We start from the raw sequence: 19481 nt of genomic DNA, 5'->3' as shown, positions 1-19481 counted from the left end.
GCGGTTAGGCCGACCAGCCCCATTTATAGTGGTGGTGTTCAAAGGACACATGCATATCGGCATTGGCGACGCCTTCCTTCATGTGACGATAGAGAGAGCGCCAGTAGGGCTGAATGGTGACCCCTTCCTCTTGGATGATCATCTCCATCTTCTTCATCACTTTGCGGCGTTTGTCGGCGTCGGCGATGGCCAGGGCCTCGGTCAGCAGCGCGTCGAACTCTGCGTTGGACCAGCCAAATTCATTCCACGCCTCGCCAGAGCGATAGGCCAGCGCGTGGATCTGCACACCCAGCGGTCGTGCGTTCCAGTTGGTGGAGCTAAAGGGATATTTGGTCCAGTCGTTCCAGAAAGTAGAGCCGGGCAGCACTGTCCGTTTCACCTTGAACCCGGCATCGCGCAGCTGTGCTGCCACAGCATCGGTGGTGTTCTTGCGCCAATCGTCGTCGATCGAGACAATTTCATGCTCATAGTCCATCATGCCCGCTTCGAGCATCAGCGCGCGGGCTGCTTCGGGGTCGTGTTTCTGCGGCGGCAGTTCGGCATATTCGGGATGGATCGGGCCAACATGGTGGTTTTCCGCCACCTCGCCGCGATTGCCATAGCCCAGTTCCAGGCAGACAGCGTTATCGGTTGCCAAATGAATGGCCTGACGTACACGTTTGTCCGCGTAGGGGCGTTTGCCGTCGACTTCGGCCAGCTGGTTGGGGCGCACAACGATTGTGGAGGTCGTCACCACTTCGGATTTAACGTAGCCAAGCGCATCCATCACATCGATGAATTCGCCAACTGATTCATAGAGCATATCAACTTCATCAGATTCCAGCGCCGCCAGCCAAGAGGAGGGGTCGGTGCCAAAATCAGTATATTCGATGCGGTCCAGCGCGGGCCTGCCAAAGACCGCTTCGCCCCACCACGTGTGTTCGGTATTGCGCTCTAGCGTGGCTTTGACGCCGACTTCAAGATTGGTCAACAGATAGGGGCCAGTCCCAATGTTCTTTGTGAAATCATCGGTTTGAAAACTGGAATGCACAATGGCAGCAGGGTAGTCGGCCATGCCTGCAATCATCGAGATATCCGATGTCGGAAGGTTCAGCCGGAGGGTGTGGCTATCAACAACCTCAATGCTCCCCTCAATCGCCGCCCCGGTTTCAGCATCGATCAGCGTGGCGAAACGCCCGGCCATTGAGTTGCCTTCAAGCCCCTTGTCACACCATCCGGCGATATTGCGCGCCACATCTTCTGCGGTGAAAGCGTCGCCATTGCTCCAGGTGACGCCTTGGCGGACATTCAAGGTATAGACGGTTGCGTTGTCATTGACTTCCCAGCTGTCCAGCAACATGCCGCGGATAGAGCCATCGTTGTTATATTCAACCAGGTATTCGAGGGTGCCGCGGGTCTGGTTGCCCATCTGCGACCAGTCGTAGGTGCGCGGGTCTTTCAGCGGGCGGACTTCCATTTGTACCCGCAGGGTGCCGCCCTCTTTCATTTCGGTGGCCGCCTGGGCCGCCGGTGCGGTCAGGCCAAGCAGCCCATAGGCCGCAGCAGCACTTACCCCGAGGCCAGTGGCGCGGGCCAGAAACTCGCGTCGGTCCAGCTTCCCGTCTAGAACTTCCTGGGCATGCATTCTTGCTGCCCAATGGGGCTGTTGGTCTGTGGTGGAAACGTTGGTCATTCGGATCTCCCTTTGGTGCTCCATGGGGAACGGACCCCAGTTGGACATTGCCATTTTCCTGGTCTTGCGCCTGAAGCGGTACGGTTTTGGCTTGCTGCCTTTTGGTACACTCATTCGGCCCTAGTTCTGTAGACAGGTCAATGCACAGAATCGGCTGTCTCGGGTTAAAAAGCGACATTTTTTGTGTCGCGTTTAGCAAATTGGCGGTTGACTGCCTCTGAACTGGGCATATCTGCCCAGTCTTGGGCGCGATGGCCTGCGTCGACAGATACGCTGGGTATTCCCTAAAATAATGAACAGGTTGCGGGGGGAGGGGGCAGCGCAGGCCCGAGGTGCCGCGCCTGTTGCGGCGCAACTGCATTGGCGGGCGCCGACCTAGCGACCAGCGCAAACCCGACCGCTTGGTTCGGCGGGGTCACGGGCGTCGCATGCGCGCCGATTTTCGCAGGGTGCTAGGGGTCTGACCGGTGTGCAGAGTGATGAAGCGGGTGAAATAGGCTGGGCTCCCAAATCCGATCCGCTCGGCAATGTCGCGCATGCTCAGCTCTGAAAACACCAGAAGACTGCGGGCGGCATAAAGCTGGCGTTGGGTGAGCAAGGCCGCCGCGGTCTTGCCGGTTTCTGCCTTGCACACCCGGGTCAGATGGGTGGGCGTCACATTCAGCGCCGCAGCGTGATCTGCCATGGTGGTGCGGGCATCGTAATATTCGCAGACTCGCTGACAATAGGATTGCGAAAGGCGTCGCGCCGCTGATGGGCGCGCGGGCGGCAACGGCCCAGAGGGCGGCAGGCGGCGCAGTTGAATGCTGATCAGCTCGCTATAGCATTGCAACGCCCGGCGCCACAGCGCGGGATGGCCGGTCTGTTCCTGCAGGATGGAGTCCAAAAGCGCGTTCAGGCGGGCCTGTTCGCGGGGATCAGAGATTTTCAGGTGCAGTGGCATGTCCGGGGTGGCCACCGGGGCAGAGACCGGAATTCTGAGCGCCTGACCCAGACATTGGCGACCAAATTCAACAGACCAAAGTGACCTTGCCGGAAAAAACAGCGCGCTATGAGGGCTAAAGCCACGTTGATATCCCTCCATCAGAAAACGGCCCTGACCGCGCGTGATCCAGATCAACAGATGTTCGTTGCGGTCATGTGCCAGCTCTGTCTGCCACGCCCCATCCGCGGCCAATCTGGACAGGGGGGTAACCTGGATTTCTTCAATGGGATTTGGATCAAAAGGCATTCAGTAGTCAGAACTTCTATAATAGTTAATCTGTTGTCGAAACAGGGCACGAAAAAGTGATTCGGGGCAAGTTTTGCCAGATTATGTTTCAAAATTTAAATGATCGTATGAAAATATGGGGTCAGAGTAAAAATGCCAGTGTTTCAATACTGTGGCACCAGTGATTAACAGAGCAAGCGGGAAAAGCCACGGCCCTGCAGCGCCAGGGCGCAGCACGCCCGCGGCCCTGGCTTTTAGAGCGCGCCTGACTGGATCGGGGTCCAGTGTTTCATTTTTGAACGAAACCAGCTGCGCTGTCGTTTTGCATAGCGCCGGGTGGCAATCGCTGCCTGTTCACGCGCTTCATCCAGCGATAGATCGCCAGTGATATAGCCCATCAACTCTGGCACACCGATTGCCTTGCAGGCGGGCAGGGCTGGATCATACCGCGCCTGCATCGCCTCAACCTCTTCGAGGGCCCCCTGTTGCAGCATCTGATCGAAGCGGCGGCGAATGCGCGGCTCCAGCCAGTCCTTGGGGCTATGCATCACCAGCGCGTTGCACCGCGCAAGAGGCAGGCGCGGGGCCGGGGTATCGTCTTGCCAATTGGCCAGCGAACGCCCGGTGGCCTGCAGCACTTCCCAGGCGCGCTGCACCCGGGCCCGGTTCAAGATATCAATCCGCCTCGCCGTCTGGTCATCCAGCTGGCCCAGCAGTTCTGCCAGCGAGAGGGAATCGCCATCTGCGCGAATCTCTGCCGGGGTTGGTGGAATTTCGGCCAGACCCTCTGTCAGGGTTGAAAAATACAGTCCCGTGCCGCCAACGATGATCAGCCTTTCGGGGCCGGCCAGCAGGGTTTCCACCTCGCGCAACCAATGACCTGCGGAATATTGCTGATCAAAACCGACATGGCCATACAGATGATGCGGCAGGCGGTCTTCCTCTGCCTGTGAAGGGCGGGCGGTGACCACGCGCCAGCAATCAAAGATCTGACTGGCATCGGCATTGACGATTACACCGCCTTGTTTTTCCGCGATTTCCATCGCCAGGGCAGATTTCCCCGAGGCGGTTGGTCCCGCCAAAAGCACAGGTTTGTCCGGGTCGATATCGGGCAGTAACATCAGCGGTCCGTTCCAGGGTTGGTGGTGTTGCGCCAAGGGCGGCAGAGCAAGCGTTGCAGAAACAGGTGCGAAAGCCTCTGCACTGCATTGAAACCCGCGCCATTTTGCTTCATTTTGCCGCGCAAACTAACCCCCTCATCTGCCGGAGCGCAACATGCCCCTTGATCTTGAAACGCTGGAAACTGTTCCAGACGCTACCTATAAACGTGTCATGCTGAAAATTTCGGGGGAGGCCTTGATGGGGGATCAGGGCTTTGGCCTGCATCCGCCCACCGTTCAGCGCATCGCCCGCGAAGTGAAGACCGTGCATGACATGGGCGTAGAAATTTCCATGGTGATTGGCGGCGGCAATATCTTTCGCGGCCTGTCCGGTGCCGCCCAGGGGATGGAACGCACAACTGCCGATTACATGGGCATGCTGGCAACCGTGATGAATGCCCTCGCCATGCAAAGCGCGCTAGAGGATCTGGGCGTTTTCTGCCGGGTGATTTCGGCCATTCCGATGGATCAGGTCTGCGAGCCCTACATTCGCCGTCGCGCCGTGCGCCACCTGGAAAAAAAGCGGGTCTGCATCTTTGCGGCGGGCACCGGCAACCCCTATTTCACCACCGATACTGCTGCCACGTTGCGGGCCAATGAAATGGGCTGCGAAGCCATATTCAAGGGCACCAAGGTCGATGGTGTCTACGACAAGGATCCTGAGAAATACGCCGATGCAGTCCGCTATGACAGCGTGAGCTTTGATGACGTTCTGGCAAAACGGCTCGGCGTTATGGATGCGTCTGCCATCGCGCTGGCGCGCGACAATAACCTGCCCATCATCGTGTTCTCGCTGGATGAACCCGGTGGTTTCCGGGGTATTCTGGCCGGCGAAGGCACCTACACCAAGGTCGAAGGCTAACCAAATATTCTCTGGCGCTTTCATCTGGCTGTTACGCTTTGCGTCTATGGTGCGGATGGCCCCCTTGCATTGGCACCAAGCGTGGGGGCATGGGCTGGGAGAATTGATCTATCCTGATGCAGACCCAAGGTCTGTGCTGACCCGGTGAATTTCTGCGCGTGACGGCCTGGCTGTCACGCGCAATTTCGTTTGGGGTTGCTGGTCTTGCGCGGCGCCGCGAATGGACGCTTTTCGGGGTTGGCGCAGTGCAAAACCCTGGCATGGTCGCTCTATACATCGGTGGACCAATGGCTTATGTGCAGAACAAAGACTGCCTCAAGTCAGGGGAGACAATAGAATGTCTGACGATTTCGAACTGGATACCGACGATCTGAAACGCCGCATGGATGGCGCAATGGCAAATCTGCGAACAGAATTTGCCTCTTTGCGCACGGGACGTGCTTCTGGCTCTATGCTGGAGCCAGTCATGGTCGAGGCCTATGGATCGATGACACCGATCAACCAGGTTGGTACAGTGAATGTGCCCGAACCACGCATGGTGACCATCAATGTCTGGGATAAAGGTCTGGTTGGGCCGGTGGAAAAAGCGATCCGCAATTCCGGCCTTGGCATTAACCCACAGCTCAACGGCACCATCATCATGCTGCCGATCCCAGAGCTGAACGAGGAGCGCCGCCGCGAGCTGGGCAAAGTCGCCGGCCAATATGCCGAACATGCGCGGGTCTCTATCCGCAATGTGCGGCGCGATGGCATGGATCAGATCAAAAAGGCCAAGGCCGACGGTATGTCCGAAGATGACCAGAAGTTCTGGGAAACAGAGGTGCAAGAGTTGACCGATGCGATGATCAAGGCCGTAGATGAGGCGCTTGAGCACAAGCAGGCCGAAATCATGCAGGTCTGATCCGCTTTATGGCCAGAGATAAAAAAAACCGTGTGGCCAGTGCTGGGGCCGAACAGGGCACATCTGCCGGCCCCCCCCCGGTCGGCCCCCGGCATGTTGCCATCATCATGGATGGCAATGGCCGTTGGGCTCAGGCGCGGGGGCGACCGCGCCTCTTTGGCCACCATGCCGGTGCCCGACGCGTTGGCGAGGTGGTGGAATGCTGTCCTGCGCTGGGGATCAAATACCTGACGATCTTTGCCTTTTCGACTGAGAACTGGAAACGCACCCAGGTCGAAATCTCTGGATTGATGAGCCTGTTTCGCCGCTATATCTCGAAAGAGATGAAGGCGCTTGCTGCGCGCAATGTGCGGGTACGCTTTATCGGCGATCGGGTGCGGCTGGATGCCAAGCTGGTGCAGCTTATGGATGAGCTGGAGCATGAAACCGCTCAGAATGAGGGCACTCATTTGACCATCGCTCTCAATTACGGTGGTCGCGACGAGGTGGCCCGCGCCACCAAGCGACTGGCCGCAGATGTCGCCTCTGGGCGGCTGTTGCCGAAAGACGTAGACGAAGAAACACTGCCCCGTTATCTCGACACCCATGTGCTGCCAGATCCCGATCTGGTAATCCGCACCAGTGGCGAAGCGCGGATTTCGAATTTTCTGCTCTGGCAGTCGGCCTATTCCGAGTATGAATTCATTGATACGCTTTGGCCGGATTTCACGTCGGAAGAGCTGGCCTGCCTGTGTCAGAGATTTGGCAATAGGGATCGCCGCTTTGGGGCGGTCAAAACATGAACCCGGCGCAACCGGGGCGCTGGGGGGATTTGCTCCCACGGCTGATTTCCGCACTGATCATGGTGGCTGTTGCGCTTGTGGCCATTTGGGTCGGCGGTCTGGTCTTTAGCCTTGTGATTGCGTTGTGCTGTGGCGGCATGGTCTGGGAGTTGAGCCAGATGTTGGCCCCCCGGCGCTTTGGAACCGCTGTGCTGCTGGGCGCGGTGACCGCAGTAACGGTTTTCTTTGCCGGGCTTTTGCCTATGGTTTTAGGGCTTGCCGTGCTGGTGCTGCCCGTGGCCCTGGGTTGGGCCATGATGCTGCCTGACGCCAAGCTGCGCTTTGCGCTGTTTGCGATCTGGATCGTGCTGGCGGGCTATAGCTTTATCTGGCTACGCACCGGGCTGGGGGCAGGCTGGTTGATCTGGCTGGCGGTGGTTGTTGTCGCAACCGATGTGGCCGGGTATTTCGCGGGCAAAACCTTTGGCGGTCCCAAATTCTGGCCACGTATCAGCCCGAAGAAGACCTGGTCTGGAACCAGCGCGGGATGGGGGGCTGCCGCCCTGGTTGGGGCTGGTGCTGCGCCGTTCTTTGGCTTGGGCTTTGGTCTGGTGATCGCGGCTGTGGCGGTTTCCATGGCAAGCCAGGCCGGGGATATTGCGGAAAGCGCGCTGAAGCGGCAGACCGGGGTTAAGGATTCAAGCGGCCTTATTCCGGGCCATGGCGGGTTGCTGGATCGCTTTGACGGTATGCTTGGCGCCGCGGCAATGTTCCTGTTTCTCTTTATCTTTCTGGGATAACCTGAAAGGGGAAAGACCATGCGGAAAATCTCTATTTTTGGGGCGACGGGATCTATCGGGCAAAGCACGATAGATCTGATTGCGCGTGCCCCCGATGCCTATGACGTTGTTGCGCTTAGCGGCGGGCGCAACATTGCCCAGCTGGCGGCCGATGCGATTGCGCTGCGGGCCGATGTGGCGGTTACCGCCTTTGAGGATCAATTGTCGGCGCTGCGTCAGGCCCTTGCGGGCAGTGCAGTGCAGGCCGCCGCAGGCCCGGATGCGCTGATCGAGGCCGCCGCCCGCCCGGCTGACTGGGTGATGTCGGCCATTGTCGGGGTCGCCGGGCTGGCACCGGGGCTGAAAGCACTGGAGCAGGGCGCGACACTGGCGCTGGCCAATAAGGAATCTCTGGTCTGTGCCGGGCAATTGCTGATGCAGACGGCCCGACAGCATGGCGGGTGCCTCTTGCCGGTGGATAGTGAACATTCCGCAGTGTTTCAGGGCCTTGTCGGGGAAGATATCTCAGCGGTCGAACGCATTGTCATCACGGCTTCGGGGGGGGCATTTCGCGACTGGCCAATTGCTGACCTGCCGGGGGCAAGCCTGGCGCAGGCCTCATCGCATCCCAACTGGGACATGGGGCAGCGGATCACCATTGACAGTGCCTCTATGTTCAACAAGGCGCTGGAAGTCATTGAAACACGTGAATATTTTGATGTCGCACCGGAGCAGATCGAAGTGCTGGTACACCCGGAATCCTTGGTGCATGCCTTGGTCGGCTTTAAGGACGGGGCGCTGATGGCGCATCTTGGCGCGCCTGATATGCGCCATGCCATCGGCTATGCGCTACACTGGCCCGAGCGACGCGATCTGCCGGTGGCGCGGCTGGATCTTGCGGCTATCGGCCAGCTCACCTTTCGGGCCCCCGATATGCAGCGCTATCCCGCGTTGCAGCAGGCACAGCAGGTGATGCAGCGCCGCGGGTTGATGGGCGCAGTCTTCAACGGGGCCAAGGAGCGCGCGCTCGATCACTTCATCGCAGGCCGCATTCGGTTCACCGACATGGCCGAGATCACCGCCCGGGTTCTGGATCAGATTGAGACGCAAAGCGGCCTTATTGATTCCGCAATGACCCTTGATAACGTCACCCAGATTGACCACATGGCGCGTAGGGCCGCAGATGCGGCTGCCGCTCACAGCATAGGCTAAAGTTTTGGACCTCCTCTCACTTATCCCGCAGCTTGGCGGTTTTTTCTATACGATCATCACCTTTGTTATTGCGCTTTCGGTGATTGTCGCGGTGCATGAATATGGCCACTACATCGTCGGACGCTGGTCAGGCATCCACGCCGAGGTGTTTTCCTTGGGCTTTGGCCCTGTGTTATGGAGCGGCCGCGACAAGCGCGGCACCAAATGGCAGATCGCAGCCTTGCCTTTTGGCGGCTATGTGAAGTTTCTCGGCGATGCCGATGCGGCCTCTGGCAAGGATAGCGACGCGATTGATGCAGTGGCGGCCGATCCGGTTGCGCTGCGACGTACAATGCATGGCGCGCCGCTTTGGGCTCGTGCGGCCACGGTTGTTGCCGGGCCGGTTTTCAACTTTGTCATGTCGATTATCATTTTCACTGCGCTGGCGCTGGCTGTTGGAACCGTGCGTGATCCGCTGACTGTCGAATCCCTGGTGCCGGTTCCGGGCGTTGAAAACACCCTGCGCCCCGGTGACGAACTGCTGGCGGTCGCCGGTGTGCCGATTCCGGATCGCGACGACTCGGCGGGGTGGAAGGCGTTTACCGACCAATTGCCGGTGCGCCCCGAGCTTGACTATCTGGTGCGGCGTGATGGGGCCGAGCAGGTGGTCACCGACACCTATTTTTCGCCAGCCTATGTTTCCAGCGTGATGCCCGGCAGCGCCGCTGCCGATGCGGGTATCCAAAGTGGCGATTTCATTACCGCCTTGAACGAAAAGCCGGTTTTTGCCTTTCGCCAATTGGTCGATATGGTGGCCGAAACCGAGGGCCAGCCGCTGGATCTGGTGCTGATGCGCGCTGGTCAGCCGGTTGAGGTGACGCTGTCTCCGCGCCATGTGGACATGCCGCAGGCTGATGGCGGTTTCACCAGCCGCTGGCTGATCGGCATCACGGGCGGCAGCCTTATCGACTATGCCACCGAACGCACCGGGTTTGGCGCGGCCCTTGTGGTCGGCACTGGCCAGGTCTGGGCAGTGGTGAGCTCCTCCGTTTCGGGGCTTAGCCATATGATCACCGGGGCGATCAGCACCTGTAACTTGTCGGGGCCGATTGGCATTGCCAAGGCTTCTGGCGATACCGCCAGTCAGGGGGCGGTCAGCTTCATCCGCTTTATCGCTGTGCTGTCCACGGCTGTGGGCCTGCTGAACCTGTTTCCGATTCCAGCGCTGGATGGCGGGCATCTGGTGTTTTACGCCTATGAGGCCGTGGTGGGGCGTCCGCCCAATGATCGGGCGGTACAGATCTTGATGAGCATCGGCATCGCGATGATCTTGTCCCTGATGGTCTTTGCCCTGGGCAACGATATTTTCTGCTAGTCTTCGATAGTGGCCCAGGGGCCGGGCTGCCGTCTGTGTTGCAGCCCGGCCCCCGGCCCCCGGCCCTCGGCACGTCGCCCCCCCACCGGTCATTTTCTCTGTGCCTCGCTCTGTGTGCACCAAGGCGAGGCCAGTAATCGTCGCCTTTTCAGCGCCGCGCCCAACTCATGCCACATTCTTTCAGTAAGGTTTTGTTAGTCTGTACTAACGCGGGTCTTCGCTGGGCGCTGCATGCCAGTTGAACGCCGCATATCTACTGGGGACAAGTTATGGATCGCTACATGCTGAAACAGGCAGAGAGTGAAAACGGGCTGGCACTATTGTTGCGACTGGGCTCTGATCGGGTGCTTTCGTCCAGCTTTATTTTTCTTTCACTGTGTCTTGGGAGCTGGCTTGTGTCTCATTAATGGAAACACAGGCTTTGGTTTTTCTCCAAAAGGCACGTGGCTTAGGGCTTCGTGCCTTTTTGTTGGTTTTGACAAGCGCTCTCAAACCCGGTACGCAGTTCTGCAAGAGGCTATTAAAATTTAGGTGCATACAGATGGTTTGGGGCAAGAACGTGGGCATATCCTGCGGTGGGCGAGCAACGCGTACCAATATTTTGTATCGGGGCGTATCTGTTATCGCCCTGACTGTGACCTTCGGACTTGGGCTTGCGCCCAAGTTTGCCGAAGCGCAAAATTACCGGTTCAACGCGGTGCAGGTTGAAGGCAACCAACGCATTCAAAGCTCTACTATTGTCGCATACACAGGCATTGAGCGGGGCAAATCTGTCTCTGCCGGGCGATTGAATGACGCTTATCAAAACATCATCGATAGCGGCGTCTTTGAAAGCGTCGAGCTGGTGCCGCGGGGCAATACTCTGGTCATCAAGGTGACAGAATACCCGACCATCAACAAAATCAACTTTGAAGGCAATCGCCGGATCAAAGATGAAAATCTGGCGGAAATCGTCGAATCATCCGGGCGGCGCGTGTTCAATCCAGCACAGGTTGAAGCTGATGCCGCAGCGATTGCAGCGGCTTATGGGGCGCAGGGGCGTTTGGCCTCTCAGGTGACGCCACGCATTATTCGCCGGAGCGACAACCGGGTTGATCTGGTTTTTGAAATCTCCGAAGGCGACACAACCGAGGTAGAGCGCGTTTCCTTCCTGGGCAACCAGGTCTATTCGGATCGCAGGCTACGCCGGGTGTTGGAAACAAAGCAGGCGGGTTTTCTGCGCGCCTTTATCACCAAAGACACCTTGATCGAAGACCGTATCGAGTTTGACAAACAAGTCCTGCGCGATTTCTACCTGTCGCGTGGCTATGTCGACTTCAAGGTCAATAGCGCCAATGCCGAAGTCACCCGCGAACGCGATGCCGTGTTCCTGGTTGTTGATGTCAGTGAAGGGCAGCAATTTAACTTTGGCAATATCTCGGTCTCAAGCGAGGTGACCGAGGCAGATGCCGATGTGTTCCGCTCCGCTCTCAAGTCGCGCCCAGGGGTGGTTTATTCGCCCATGGTGGTTGAGCGGGAGATCGAGCGGCTGGAAACATTGGCGCTGAAGCAGGGCATTGATTTCCTGCGTGTCGAGCCGCGCGTCACCCGCAATGACCGGAACCTGACCCTGGATATCGACTATGTGCTGACCCGTGGGCCACGGGTTTTCGTGGAACGCATCGACATCGAAGGCAATACCACCACGCTGGACCGGGTTATTCGCCAGCAGTTCCGCACTGTCGAGGGCGATCCGTTTAATCCGCGCGAAATTCGCCGCACCGCTGAACGCATCCGCGCGCTTGGTTTCTTCTCCAATTCGGATGTGGACGTGCGCGAAGGCAGCTCTGCCAGCTCGGTGGTGGTTGATGTTGATGTCGAAGAACAGCCAACAGGGTCGTTGAACCTTGGCGGGTCTTATTCGGTCAATGACGGCTTTGGCATTTCGGTTGGCCTGACCGAGAATAACTTCTTGGGCCGTGGTCAACGTCTGTCCTTTGCCATCGCAACCGCGACAGAGTCTGATGAGTATGTGCTGGGCTTTGTCGAACCGCGCCTGCTGGGGCGTGACCTGCGTTTCAGCCTTGATCTGGGCCTGTCAGAATCCGATTCCAGTTTCTCGGAATATGATACCAAGCGGGTTTTCCTGAATCCTGCCCTGACCTTCAAGACCGGCGAGAGTTCTACCCTGCAGCTGCGCTATAGCTGGAATAACTCTGAGATGATCGCGCGGGGCGACGGAACCTACCCTGGCGGCAGCTATCCGCTTGCGGCGCCTACCGTACAGAATGAAATTGCCCAGGGCGAACGCAGCAGCAGCGTTGTTGGTTTGACCTATTCCTATGATACCCGGCTGATTGGGCTTGATCCGAACGCAGGTTTCTTGATCCAGATCGGTGCTGACTATGCCGGCCTTGGCGGTGACAGCGAGTATTTCAAAACCTCAACCAAGCTGGTCGCGCAGAAGCTGATTTTCAATGAAGAGGTCACCCTGCGGGCGACAGTGGAAACCGGTGCTCTCCACTGGCTTGGCGATGACAGCAGTCGCTCGATCGACCGCTATGTTCTGTCTCCCTCCATCATGCGCGGGTTTGAACCTGGCGGGATTGGTCCGCGGGATCGCTCGGCGCGCGCTGACGGTGGGAATTATGATGACTTCCTTGGTGGCAACCTGTTTGCGGTGGCCCGGTTCGATGCTGAATTCCCCCTTGGCCTGCCCGAAGAATACGGGCTGCGCGGCGGCGTGTTCTATGACGTCGGCAACCTCTGGGGGTTGAACGATGTTGATACCTCAGGCAGCAACAGCATCGTGGGCCGGAATGGGTCCTTCCGGCATGTGGTTGGGGTTTCCCTGCTCTGGACAACGGGTCTTGGCCCGCTGCGGTTCAATTTTACCAAGGCGCTGAGCAAAGAAGACTACGATCAGGAGCAGAGCTTTGACCTGACCTTGCAGGCGCGGTTCTAAACGGGTGATCGGTTCAGTGGCGTTAAAATTGCCGTTTCAAATCAAACAAGCGCTGGCCCTTGGGCTGGCGCTTTTTGTTCCTTTCGGCGGGGCGTTACCAGTATTGGCCCAGCAGACGCTGCCGCCTGCCGGGTTTGAACTGGGCCGCCAGGTTCAGCTCGGAACTCCGCAAAGCGGGCTGCTGACGATCCAACCTGACCGGCTGTTTTCAGAGAGTCTCTTTGGCGAGAGAACTGCCCGGGAGATCGAGGCAGAAGGTGCTGTTCTGACCGCAGAAAACCGGAATATAGAGGCCGCATTGCGGGCCGAAGAACAGGACCTGACGCAGCGCCGCAGCGCGATGGAGCCAGAGGCCTTTCGCCGGTTGGCCGATGCGTTCGATCGCAAGGTGCAAGAAACCCGCGCGACGCAGGATCGCAAGCTGCGCGAAATCAGCCAGCTCAACGAAACTGCGCAGCGTGAATTCTTTGCAGCCTCTTTGCCGATACTGGAACAGATCATGCGTGAAACGGGGGCGGGGGCGATTCTGGATCATTCTACCGTGTTCTTAAGCGCGGATGCCGTCGATATCACAGATCTGGCGATCAGCCGGATCGACAAGGTTCTGGGGGATGGCCAGGATCAGGACCACTCCCCCGACGGGCAATAGAGCGGCGAAAGCTTGCTCCAAAAGCGCCCAGTTGATAGGGACTTATCAAATCAATAATGACAGGAAAATGCCATGACCGCTGAATTGCAGAGCGCCGATATTCACCTGATCCAGCGGATCCTGCCGCATCGTTATCCGTTCTTGTTGGTCGACAAGGTGGTGGATATCGACGGAATCAAATCGGCGCGTGGGATCAAGAATGTGACCATGAATGAGCCGCATTTCCAGGGTCATTTCCCTGGTACGCCAATCATGCCAGGCGTTACCATCGTCGAGGCCATGGCGCAAACCTCCGGTGTTATGCTTGGGGTGGCGCTGGATATGGTGGACCGCGACCTGCTGATCTATTTCATGAACATCGACAAATGCAAATTCCGCCGCAAGGTCATTCCCGGTGATGTGCTGGAAATGAATGTGGAAATTCTGCGCGGCAAGGCGGGCGGCAAGGTCTTCAAATTCAAAGGCGTGGCCACGGTTGAAGGCGAGGTCGCCGCCGAAGCCGAGTTCACCGCCATGGTTGACGTGCAAAAGGATTGAGCCAGATGAACCAGATTCATCCCAGCGCGGTGATCGAAGAAGGGGCCAAGCTTGGCGAAGGCTGCCAGATCGGCCCGTTCTGCCACATCGGCGCCGAGGTGGTTCTGGGCGATCGTGTCACCCTGAAATCGCATGTTGTCGTGACTGGCGACTGCGAGATTGGTGATGATACGGTGGTCTTTTCTTTTGCGGTGATTGGTGAAATCCCGCAAGATCTGAAATTTCAGGGCGAGAAAAGCCGCACGGTGATTGGCAAACGCAACCGTATCCGCGAACATGTTACGGTGAATGCGGGGACTGAAGGCGGTGGCGGTATTACCCGTATCGGCGATGACGGTCTGTTCATGGCGGGCTGCCATATCGCCCATGACGCCATTGTTGGTGACCGGGTGATCGTGGTGAACTCTGCCGCGATTGCAGGCCATTGCGTGCTGGAAGATGATGTGATCATCGGCGGGCTGTCCGGTATTCACCAATGGGTGCGGATCGGCCGTGGTGCGATCATTGGTGCCGTGACCATGGTGACAAATGATGTCATTCCCTATGGGCTGGTTCAGGCGCCTCGCGGTGGTCTGGATGGGCTCAATCTTGTGGGGTTGAAACGACGCGGGGTGAAGCGGTCTGACATCACGGCGCTGCGGGCGGCTTTTCAGATGCTGGCCCAGGGCGAAGGCACCTTTCAGGAACGCGCCCGCCGTCTGGGCGACGAAACCGAGAGCGCCTATGTGGAAGAAATCGTTGCCTTTATCACTGGAGAGACCGACCGGTCTTTCCTGACCCCAGGGGGCTGAACCGATGCTTGCACTGATTGCCGGAACCGGGCTGCTGCCACGTGAAGTGGCCTCACGTCTGACCAAGCGACCGCTGATATGTGCCATGGAAGGCTCTGAGCCGGACTGCCTGGATGCAGAAATATCCTTTCGCATCGAACATCTGGGCAGCTTTCTGGCGCGGTTGAAATCAGCTGGCGTGCAGGAGGTCTGCCTGGCTGGGGCTGTCAGCCGACCCTCGGTTGATCCTGCCGCGATTGATGCGGCGACTCTGCCAATGGTCTCGGTCATCCAGTCCGCCCTTGGGGCGGGCGATGACGGTGCTTTGCGCGCCGTTATGGGATTGATTGAACAGGCCGGTTTTACCCTGCGCGCCGCGCATGAGGTGGCCCCTGATCTGTTGATGCCGGAAGGCGTCGTCACCCAGGTGCAACCGGGCGCGCTGGATACGGCAGATGCGCTGCGCGGTGCCGAAGTGGTTGCAGCGATGAGTGCGGCCGACATTGGCCAGTGCTGCGCCATTCGTGCGGGTCAGGCTGTTGCGGTGGAAAATGTTTTTGGCACCAACTGGATGCTGCAAAGCCTGCGCAACCGCCCCGACGGCCAGGGAGGCATCCTGTTTAAGGCGCCCAAACCCGGCCAGGATCGCCGCGCTGATCTGCCGACGATCGGGCCACAGACGGTGGAACTGGCGGCGCAGGCCGGGTTGTCGGGCATTGTGCTAGAGGCTGGCGGGGTGATCGTGCTGGAGCAGGACGCGGTTATTGACGCCTGCGACCGGCTTGGCCTCTTCCTCTGGCTGCGCCCCGCGTGAGCCTCAAGGTCTTTGTCCTGGCTGGGGAACCCTCGGGCGATCGTCTGGGGGGGGCCTTGATGCAGGGGTTGAAAACCCTGCAGCCGAAGGTTCAGTTCGACGGCATTGGTGGAACCCAGATGGCGGCGCAGGGGCTGCAGTCGCGCTTTGCAATGGAGGAACTGTCGGTCATGGGCCTGGCCGAGGTTCTACCCAAGTACCGCCACCTGAAACGCCGCATTCGCGAGACCGCCGAGGCTATCCTTGCCTGGCGCCCTGATGTGCTGATCACCATCGACAGCCCTGATTTTTCCCTGCGCGTCGCCAGCCTGGTCAAGGCGGCCAGTGATATCCGTACGGTACACTATGTAGCGCCCTCGGTCTGGGCTTGGCGGCCCAAGCGGGCGGTCAAGATGGCCAAGAGCATCGATCAGGTTCTCGCCTTGCTGCCTTTTGAACCGCCGCTGATGCAGGCGGCAGGCATGGATTGTGATTTTGTCGGCCATCCGGTTGTGGCAGAGCCACAGGCAAGCCAGGCTGAAATCGCGGCGCTTCGCAGTCGTTTCAATCTAGGTGATTCGCCGCTGGTACTGGCCTTGCCGGGATCCCGGCGATCCGAGGTGACGCGGCTAGCGCCGATTTTTGGCGAATCTCTGCAGGCCTTCCAGCATCTTTACCCCAACCACCGGGTGGTGGTGCCCTGTGCTGCGCCCGTTGCTGCCTTGGTGCAGGAGGCAGCTGCGGATTGGCCTGCGGACACCTTGTTTCTGGACCCTAACGCGCATGATCCGGCAGAGTTTGCCGGTCTGAAACGCGCCGCCTTTGCGGCCTCTGACCTGGCGCTTGCCGCCTCTGGTACGGTCTCTCTTGAACTGGCAGCCGCGGCGACGCCGATGGTTATTGCCTACCGTTTTCAGTGGCTTACCTGGCAGATCATGAAGCGGATGGCACTGATTGATACGGTCACCTTGGTTAATCTGGTCAGCGACACCCGCGTGGTGCCAGAGTGCCTGGGGCCAGACTGTCGCCCCGGCACCATTGCCCGCTGTCTGCGCGAGCTGGCCGAGGCACCTGAATTGCAAAAGGCGGCCATGGCCGTGACCATGCAGCGTTTAGGGCAGGGCGGCGAGGCCCCCGGGCTGCGGGCGGCCCGTGCGGTTTTAGACCGGCTGTAGCCACAGCGTGTTTTTCAGGTGCCGTCTGGCGGCCCCGTGCAGTCCTGTACATCAGATCTGTTAAAACTGGCCCGATAAAACTGGCCCGATAAAACTGGCCTGAATTACCCGCCCGTCGGGGTTTAATAGCCGCGCCAGATCCAGCCACCACCAAAGATGCGGCTGCTGTCAGTATCATAAAACACGCAGGCCTGCCCCGGCGAGACTCCTTCTTCGGGGGTCAGCAGCTCGACCTCGGCGGTGGTAGGCGACAGGGGGCGAATGATTGCCTCGCGCGGTGGCCGGGTTGAGCGCACCTTAACCATGACAGTCCATTCCTTGCGGCTGTCAAAGGGGGTGTCGCCGAGCCAGTTGATTTCACGCACGGGGATTGTGCGGGTCGCCAGCAGCTCTTTGGGGCCAACGATCACCTGCTTCTTGTCAACATCCAGCCGCACCACATACAATGGTTCGGTCAAACCGCCGATCCCCAGGCCGCGCCGCTGACCAATGGTGTAGTGAATCACCCCGGTGTGGCTGCCCAGCACCCGCCCATCGGCATGAACAATCTCTCCGGGTTCCGCCGCACCTGGACGCAATTTCTCGATTACCGAGGTATAGTTTCCATCTGGGACAAAACAAATGTCCTGACTGTCCGGTTTATCGGCAACGGCCAGCCCATATTGCGCCGCCATCTCGCGGGTTGCATCCTTGGAGGGCAGGTGGCCCAGGGGGAATCGCAGATAGTCGAGCTGCTCTGCCGTGGTGGAGAACAAAAAGTAGCTCTGGTCGCGATTCGCATCTTCGGCGCTGTGCAGCTCGGCACCATTTTCGCCCATCTTGCGCTGGATATAATGGCCAGTGGCCATGCAGTCGGCCTCTAGGTCGCGGGCGGTTTCCAGAAGATCCTTGAATTTCACCCGCTCGTTACAGCGAATGCAGGGCACAGGTGTGGCCCCGGCAAGATAGCTGTCGGCAAATTCATCGATCACCGCGTCTTTGAAAATGTTCTCATAATCAAGAACATAGTGTGGAAAGCCGCGTTCTTCGGCCACGCGGCGCGCATCGTGGATGTCGACACCGGCACAGCAGGCCCCCTTTTTCGCCAGCGCCGCACCATGATCATAGAGCTGCAGCGTCACCCCCACCACATCGTAGCCCTGGTCGGCCAGATAGGCGGCCACAACAGAGCTGTCGACGCCGCCAGACATAGCGACCACCACGCGGGTGTCTGAGGGAGGTTTGGCAAAGCCAAGGGAGTTGAGCGGGGTGTCGGTATCCAGCGCCATACAGCAAATCCTTAGATCAAGGGGGCAAGCGCTGCAGAATATATGAAAATCCTACAGACTCTCAAGGGGGCAGGTTCACGGCTCTTTAATTAGACTGAGTAAATGCTGTCGGAGAAACAGAAATATAGTTCCACTAGAGGTCAAGGGATGTTCCTTAAGAAAGTCGAAGGGCCACGTGCCGTGACGTTGCCGGATGGTACCACGATGACACGGGCAGATTTGCCACCTGCAGCCACCAGCCGCTGGGTTGCCTCTCGCAAGGCCGCCGTGGTGCGTGGGGTGCTTTATGGCTTGCTGCCCCAGACCGAGGCGCTGCGCCGTTACGGGCTGAGCGAAGAGGAATTCCGAAGCTGGATTGCGGCAGTTGCCGACCACGGCGAAGAGGCCTTGAAGGCGACAAGGCTGAAAGAGTACCGTTAAGAGTGAATAATAATTACGCGCAGCACTTGAGTCAAAGTTGAAAATTAACCATTATGGTAACGGGCCATTAACCTTTTTCCACCAGGGTTAACGCAACCTAAGGGAAACAGTTACAGGCGGAGACTTTAAACATGCGTATTCTTCTCGTTGAAGATGATCCTACCACGGCAAAAAGTATTGAACTGATGCTGACCCATGCCAACCTCAACGTCTATTCGACGGACCTGGGGGAGGAAGGGATCGATCTGGCCAAGCTTTATGATTACGATCTGATCCTGCTTGATCTTGGTCTTCCTGATATGAACGGTCATGAGGTGCTGCGCCAGCTGCGCATGGCCCGTATCGAGACACCAATCCTGATCTTGTCCGGTGCCGATGATACTGAAAACAAAATAAAAGGTTTCGGGTTTGGTGCGGATGACTATCTGACCAAGCCATTCCACCGCGAAGAGCTGGTGGCCCGGATCCATGCAATTATCCGCCGCTCCAAGGGGCATTCGCAGTCCATCATCAAGACCGGCAAAATTGCGGTCAATCTGGATGCCAAAACCGTGGAAGTGGACAGCAAGACTGTGCATCTTACCGGGAAAGAATACCAGATGCTGGAGCTGCTGAGCCTGCGCAAGGGCACCACCCTGACCAAAGAGATGTTCTTGAACCATCTGTATGGTGGTATGGATGAACCCGAACTGAAAATCATTGACGTATTCATCTGTAAGTTGCGTAAGAAATTGAGCACTGCAACAGGTGGTGACAACTATATCGAAACTGTTTGGGGCCGGGGCTATGTTCTGCGGGACCCGCAGGATGATCAAATGTCGGGCGGCCACCGCATGGCTGTTGGGGCCTGATGGCCCCAAGCGACGGCATCTGATCCTGAACCTCTTACAAGATCTTAGCGGTTTTGATCTGAACAAAGCGCGCTGGTGAACCAGGCGATGTCGGCTTTGTGAAGTTTTGGTGAACGCGGGCTGTCGTGGCCTGCCAGAAAGACTCCGCCGTGGCGGGGTCTTT

Annotated in this window: 18 protein-coding genes; 14 read left to right on the top strand and 4 right to left on the bottom strand. The window is 58.4% G+C overall.

All coding sequences use genetic code 11. From position 1 onward, the window contains the following. Positions 1-4 precede the first annotated feature (4 nt). The 3 genes from ACN0VH_RS03050 to miaA form a co-directional block, all read right to left on the bottom strand. A complete protein-coding gene (locus tag ACN0VH_RS03050) occupies positions 5-1672 on the bottom strand; it encodes an ABC transporter substrate-binding protein (protein ID WP_278921785.1) in 1668 nt (555 codons plus the stop codon). Positions 1673-2087: 415 nt separating this feature from the next. After that, positions 2088-2903: a helix-turn-helix transcriptional regulator gene (locus ACN0VH_RS03045; protein WP_278921784.1), complete on the bottom strand. Its 816-nt coding sequence runs from the start codon at positions 2901-2903 to the stop codon at positions 2088-2090. A 233-nt stretch (positions 2904-3136) separates the two neighbouring features. Next, positions 3137-4003 (bottom strand): tRNA (adenosine(37)-N6)-dimethylallyltransferase MiaA, encoded by an 867-nt coding sequence (gene miaA / locus ACN0VH_RS03040; protein WP_278921783.1) that lies wholly within the window; start codon positions 4001-4003, stop codon positions 3137-3139. Positions 4004-4157: 154 nt separating this feature from the next. On the opposite strand from miaA, the gene pyrH reads away from it, so the two are divergent. The 12 genes from pyrH to lpxB all read left to right on the top strand — a co-directional run bounded on the left by pyrH (position 4158) and on the right by lpxB (position 16779). After that, a complete protein-coding gene (gene pyrH / locus ACN0VH_RS03035; RefSeq protein ID WP_278921782.1) occupies positions 4158-4904 on the top strand; it encodes a UMP kinase in 747 nt (248 codons plus the stop codon). Positions 4905-5241: 337 nt separating this feature from the next. Continuing rightward, on the top strand, positions 5242-5805 hold the full coding sequence (gene frr / locus ACN0VH_RS03030) for a ribosome recycling factor (RefSeq protein WP_278921781.1): 564 nt from the start codon (positions 5242-5244) through the stop codon (positions 5803-5805). A gap of 107 nt (positions 5806-5912) precedes the next feature. Beyond that, a complete protein-coding gene (gene uppS, locus ACN0VH_RS03025) occupies positions 5913-6587 on the top strand; it encodes a polyprenyl diphosphate synthase (protein WP_417699980.1) in 675 nt (224 codons plus the stop codon). Next, positions 6584-7366 carry a phosphatidate cytidylyltransferase gene (locus ACN0VH_RS03020; RefSeq protein WP_278921779.1) on the top strand — a complete coding sequence of 261 codons (783 nt, stop codon included), beginning with the start codon at positions 6584-6586 and terminating at the stop codon, positions 7364-7366. Before uppS ends, ACN0VH_RS03020 begins: the two co-directional genes overlap by 4 nt. 18 nt (positions 7367-7384) lie before the next feature. Then, positions 7385-8557, top strand: a complete 1173-nt coding sequence (gene dxr, locus ACN0VH_RS03015; RefSeq protein WP_417699462.1) for a 1-deoxy-D-xylulose-5-phosphate reductoisomerase — start codon at positions 7385-7387, stop codon at positions 8555-8557. 4 nt (positions 8558-8561) lie between these two features. Further along, entirely contained in the window at positions 8562-9911 is a 1350-nt protein-coding gene (rseP, locus tag ACN0VH_RS03010; RefSeq protein WP_278921777.1) for an RIP metalloprotease RseP, read from the top strand. Positions 9912-10452: 541 nt separating this feature from the next. Further along, a complete protein-coding gene (gene bamA / locus ACN0VH_RS03005) occupies positions 10453-12855 on the top strand; it encodes an outer membrane protein assembly factor BamA (RefSeq protein WP_417699461.1) in 2403 nt (800 codons plus the stop codon). Between the two features lie 28 nt (positions 12856-12883). Continuing rightward, complete coding sequence (locus ACN0VH_RS03000) at positions 12884-13504, top strand: OmpH/Skp family outer membrane protein (RefSeq protein ID WP_278921775.1); 621 nt, start codon at positions 12884-12886, stop codon at positions 13502-13504. A gap of 72 nt (positions 13505-13576) precedes the next feature. Next, a complete protein-coding gene (gene fabZ, locus ACN0VH_RS02995; RefSeq protein ID WP_232401015.1) occupies positions 13577-14041 on the top strand; it encodes a 3-hydroxyacyl-ACP dehydratase FabZ in 465 nt (154 codons plus the stop codon). A 5-nt stretch (positions 14042-14046) separates the two neighbouring features. Next, the gene (lpxA, locus tag ACN0VH_RS02990) at positions 14047-14832 is read left to right on the top strand and encodes an acyl-ACP--UDP-N-acetylglucosamine O-acyltransferase (RefSeq protein WP_278921774.1); all 786 of its coding nucleotides are present in this window, start codon (positions 14047-14049) and stop codon (positions 14830-14832) included. Between the two features lie 4 nt (positions 14833-14836). Then, entirely contained in the window at positions 14837-15625 is a 789-nt protein-coding gene (locus tag ACN0VH_RS02985) for an LpxI family protein (protein WP_417699460.1), read from the top strand. After that, complete coding sequence (gene lpxB / locus ACN0VH_RS02980) at positions 15622-16779, top strand: lipid-A-disaccharide synthase (protein ID WP_417699459.1); 1158 nt, start codon at positions 15622-15624, stop codon at positions 16777-16779. The genes ACN0VH_RS02985 and lpxB overlap by 4 nt, the downstream gene beginning before the upstream one ends. Positions 16780-16901: 122 nt before the next feature. On the opposite strand, the gene mnmA is transcribed toward lpxB, so the two are convergent. Continuing rightward, positions 16902-18047 (bottom strand): tRNA 2-thiouridine(34) synthase MnmA, encoded by a 1146-nt coding sequence (mnmA, locus tag ACN0VH_RS02975; protein ID WP_232401019.1) that lies wholly within the window; start codon positions 18045-18047, stop codon positions 16902-16904. 147 nt (positions 18048-18194) lie between these two features. Between mnmA and sciP the strand changes: the two genes are divergently transcribed. Both sciP and ctrA read left to right on the top strand, forming a co-directional pair. Further along, positions 18195-18467, top strand: a complete 273-nt coding sequence (sciP, locus tag ACN0VH_RS02970) for a CtrA inhibitor SciP (protein ID WP_278921771.1) — start codon at positions 18195-18197, stop codon at positions 18465-18467. Positions 18468-18598: 131 nt separating this feature from the next. Next, entirely contained in the window at positions 18599-19318 is a 720-nt protein-coding gene (ctrA, locus tag ACN0VH_RS02965) for a response regulator transcription factor CtrA (protein ID WP_232401021.1), read from the top strand. Positions 19319-19481 lie beyond the last annotated feature (163 nt).

Source organism: Pseudophaeobacter sp. (assembly GCF_048267565.1).
GTDB lineage: Bacteria > Pseudomonadota > Alphaproteobacteria > Rhodobacterales > Rhodobacteraceae > Pseudophaeobacter > Pseudophaeobacter profundi.
The sequence above is the reverse complement of the archived record's forward strand: the minus strand, read 5'-3'. Positions and strand labels throughout refer to the sequence as shown.

Bases quoted from the DNA above. Each gene is read 5' to 3' on its own strand.
- ACN0VH_RS03045 (WP_278921784.1), bottom strand. From the start codon at position 2,903: ATGCCTTTTGATCCAAATCCCATTGAAGAAATCCAGGTTACCCCCCTG.
- dxr (WP_417699462.1), top strand. From the start codon at position 7,385: ATGCGGAAAATCTCTATTTTTGGGGCGACGGGATCTATCGGGCAAAGC.
- sciP (WP_278921771.1), top strand. From the start codon at position 18,195: ATGTTCCTTAAGAAAGTCGAAGGGCCACGTGCCGTGACGTTGCCGGAT.
- miaA (WP_278921783.1), bottom strand. From the start codon at position 4,003: ATGTTACTGCCCGATATCGACCCGGACAAACCTGTGCTTTTGGCGGGA.
- ACN0VH_RS02985 (WP_417699460.1), top strand. From the start codon at position 14,837: ATGCTTGCACTGATTGCCGGAACCGGGCTGCTGCCACGTGAAGTGGCC.
- ACN0VH_RS03050 (WP_278921785.1), bottom strand. From the start codon at position 1,672: ATGACCAACGTTTCCACCACAGACCAACAGCCCCATTGGGCAGCAAGA.
- mnmA (WP_232401019.1), bottom strand. From the start codon at position 18,047: ATGGCGCTGGATACCGACACCCCGCTCAACTCCCTTGGCTTTGCCAAA.
- lpxA (WP_278921774.1), top strand. From the start codon at position 14,047: ATGAACCAGATTCATCCCAGCGCGGTGATCGAAGAAGGGGCCAAGCTT.
- fabZ (WP_232401015.1), top strand. From the start codon at position 13,577: ATGACCGCTGAATTGCAGAGCGCCGATATTCACCTGATCCAGCGGATC.
- pyrH (WP_278921782.1), top strand. From the start codon at position 4,158: ATGCCCCTTGATCTTGAAACGCTGGAAACTGTTCCAGACGCTACCTAT.
- ACN0VH_RS03020 (WP_278921779.1), top strand. From the start codon at position 6,584: ATGAACCCGGCGCAACCGGGGCGCTGGGGGGATTTGCTCCCACGGCTG.
- frr (WP_278921781.1), top strand. From the start codon at position 5,242: ATGTCTGACGATTTCGAACTGGATACCGACGATCTGAAACGCCGCATG.
- uppS (WP_417699980.1), top strand. From the start codon at position 5,913: ATGGATGGCAATGGCCGTTGGGCTCAGGCGCGGGGGCGACCGCGCCTC.
- bamA (WP_417699461.1), top strand. From the start codon at position 10,453: ATGGTTTGGGGCAAGAACGTGGGCATATCCTGCGGTGGGCGAGCAACG.
- ctrA (WP_232401021.1), top strand. From the start codon at position 18,599: ATGCGTATTCTTCTCGTTGAAGATGATCCTACCACGGCAAAAAGTATT.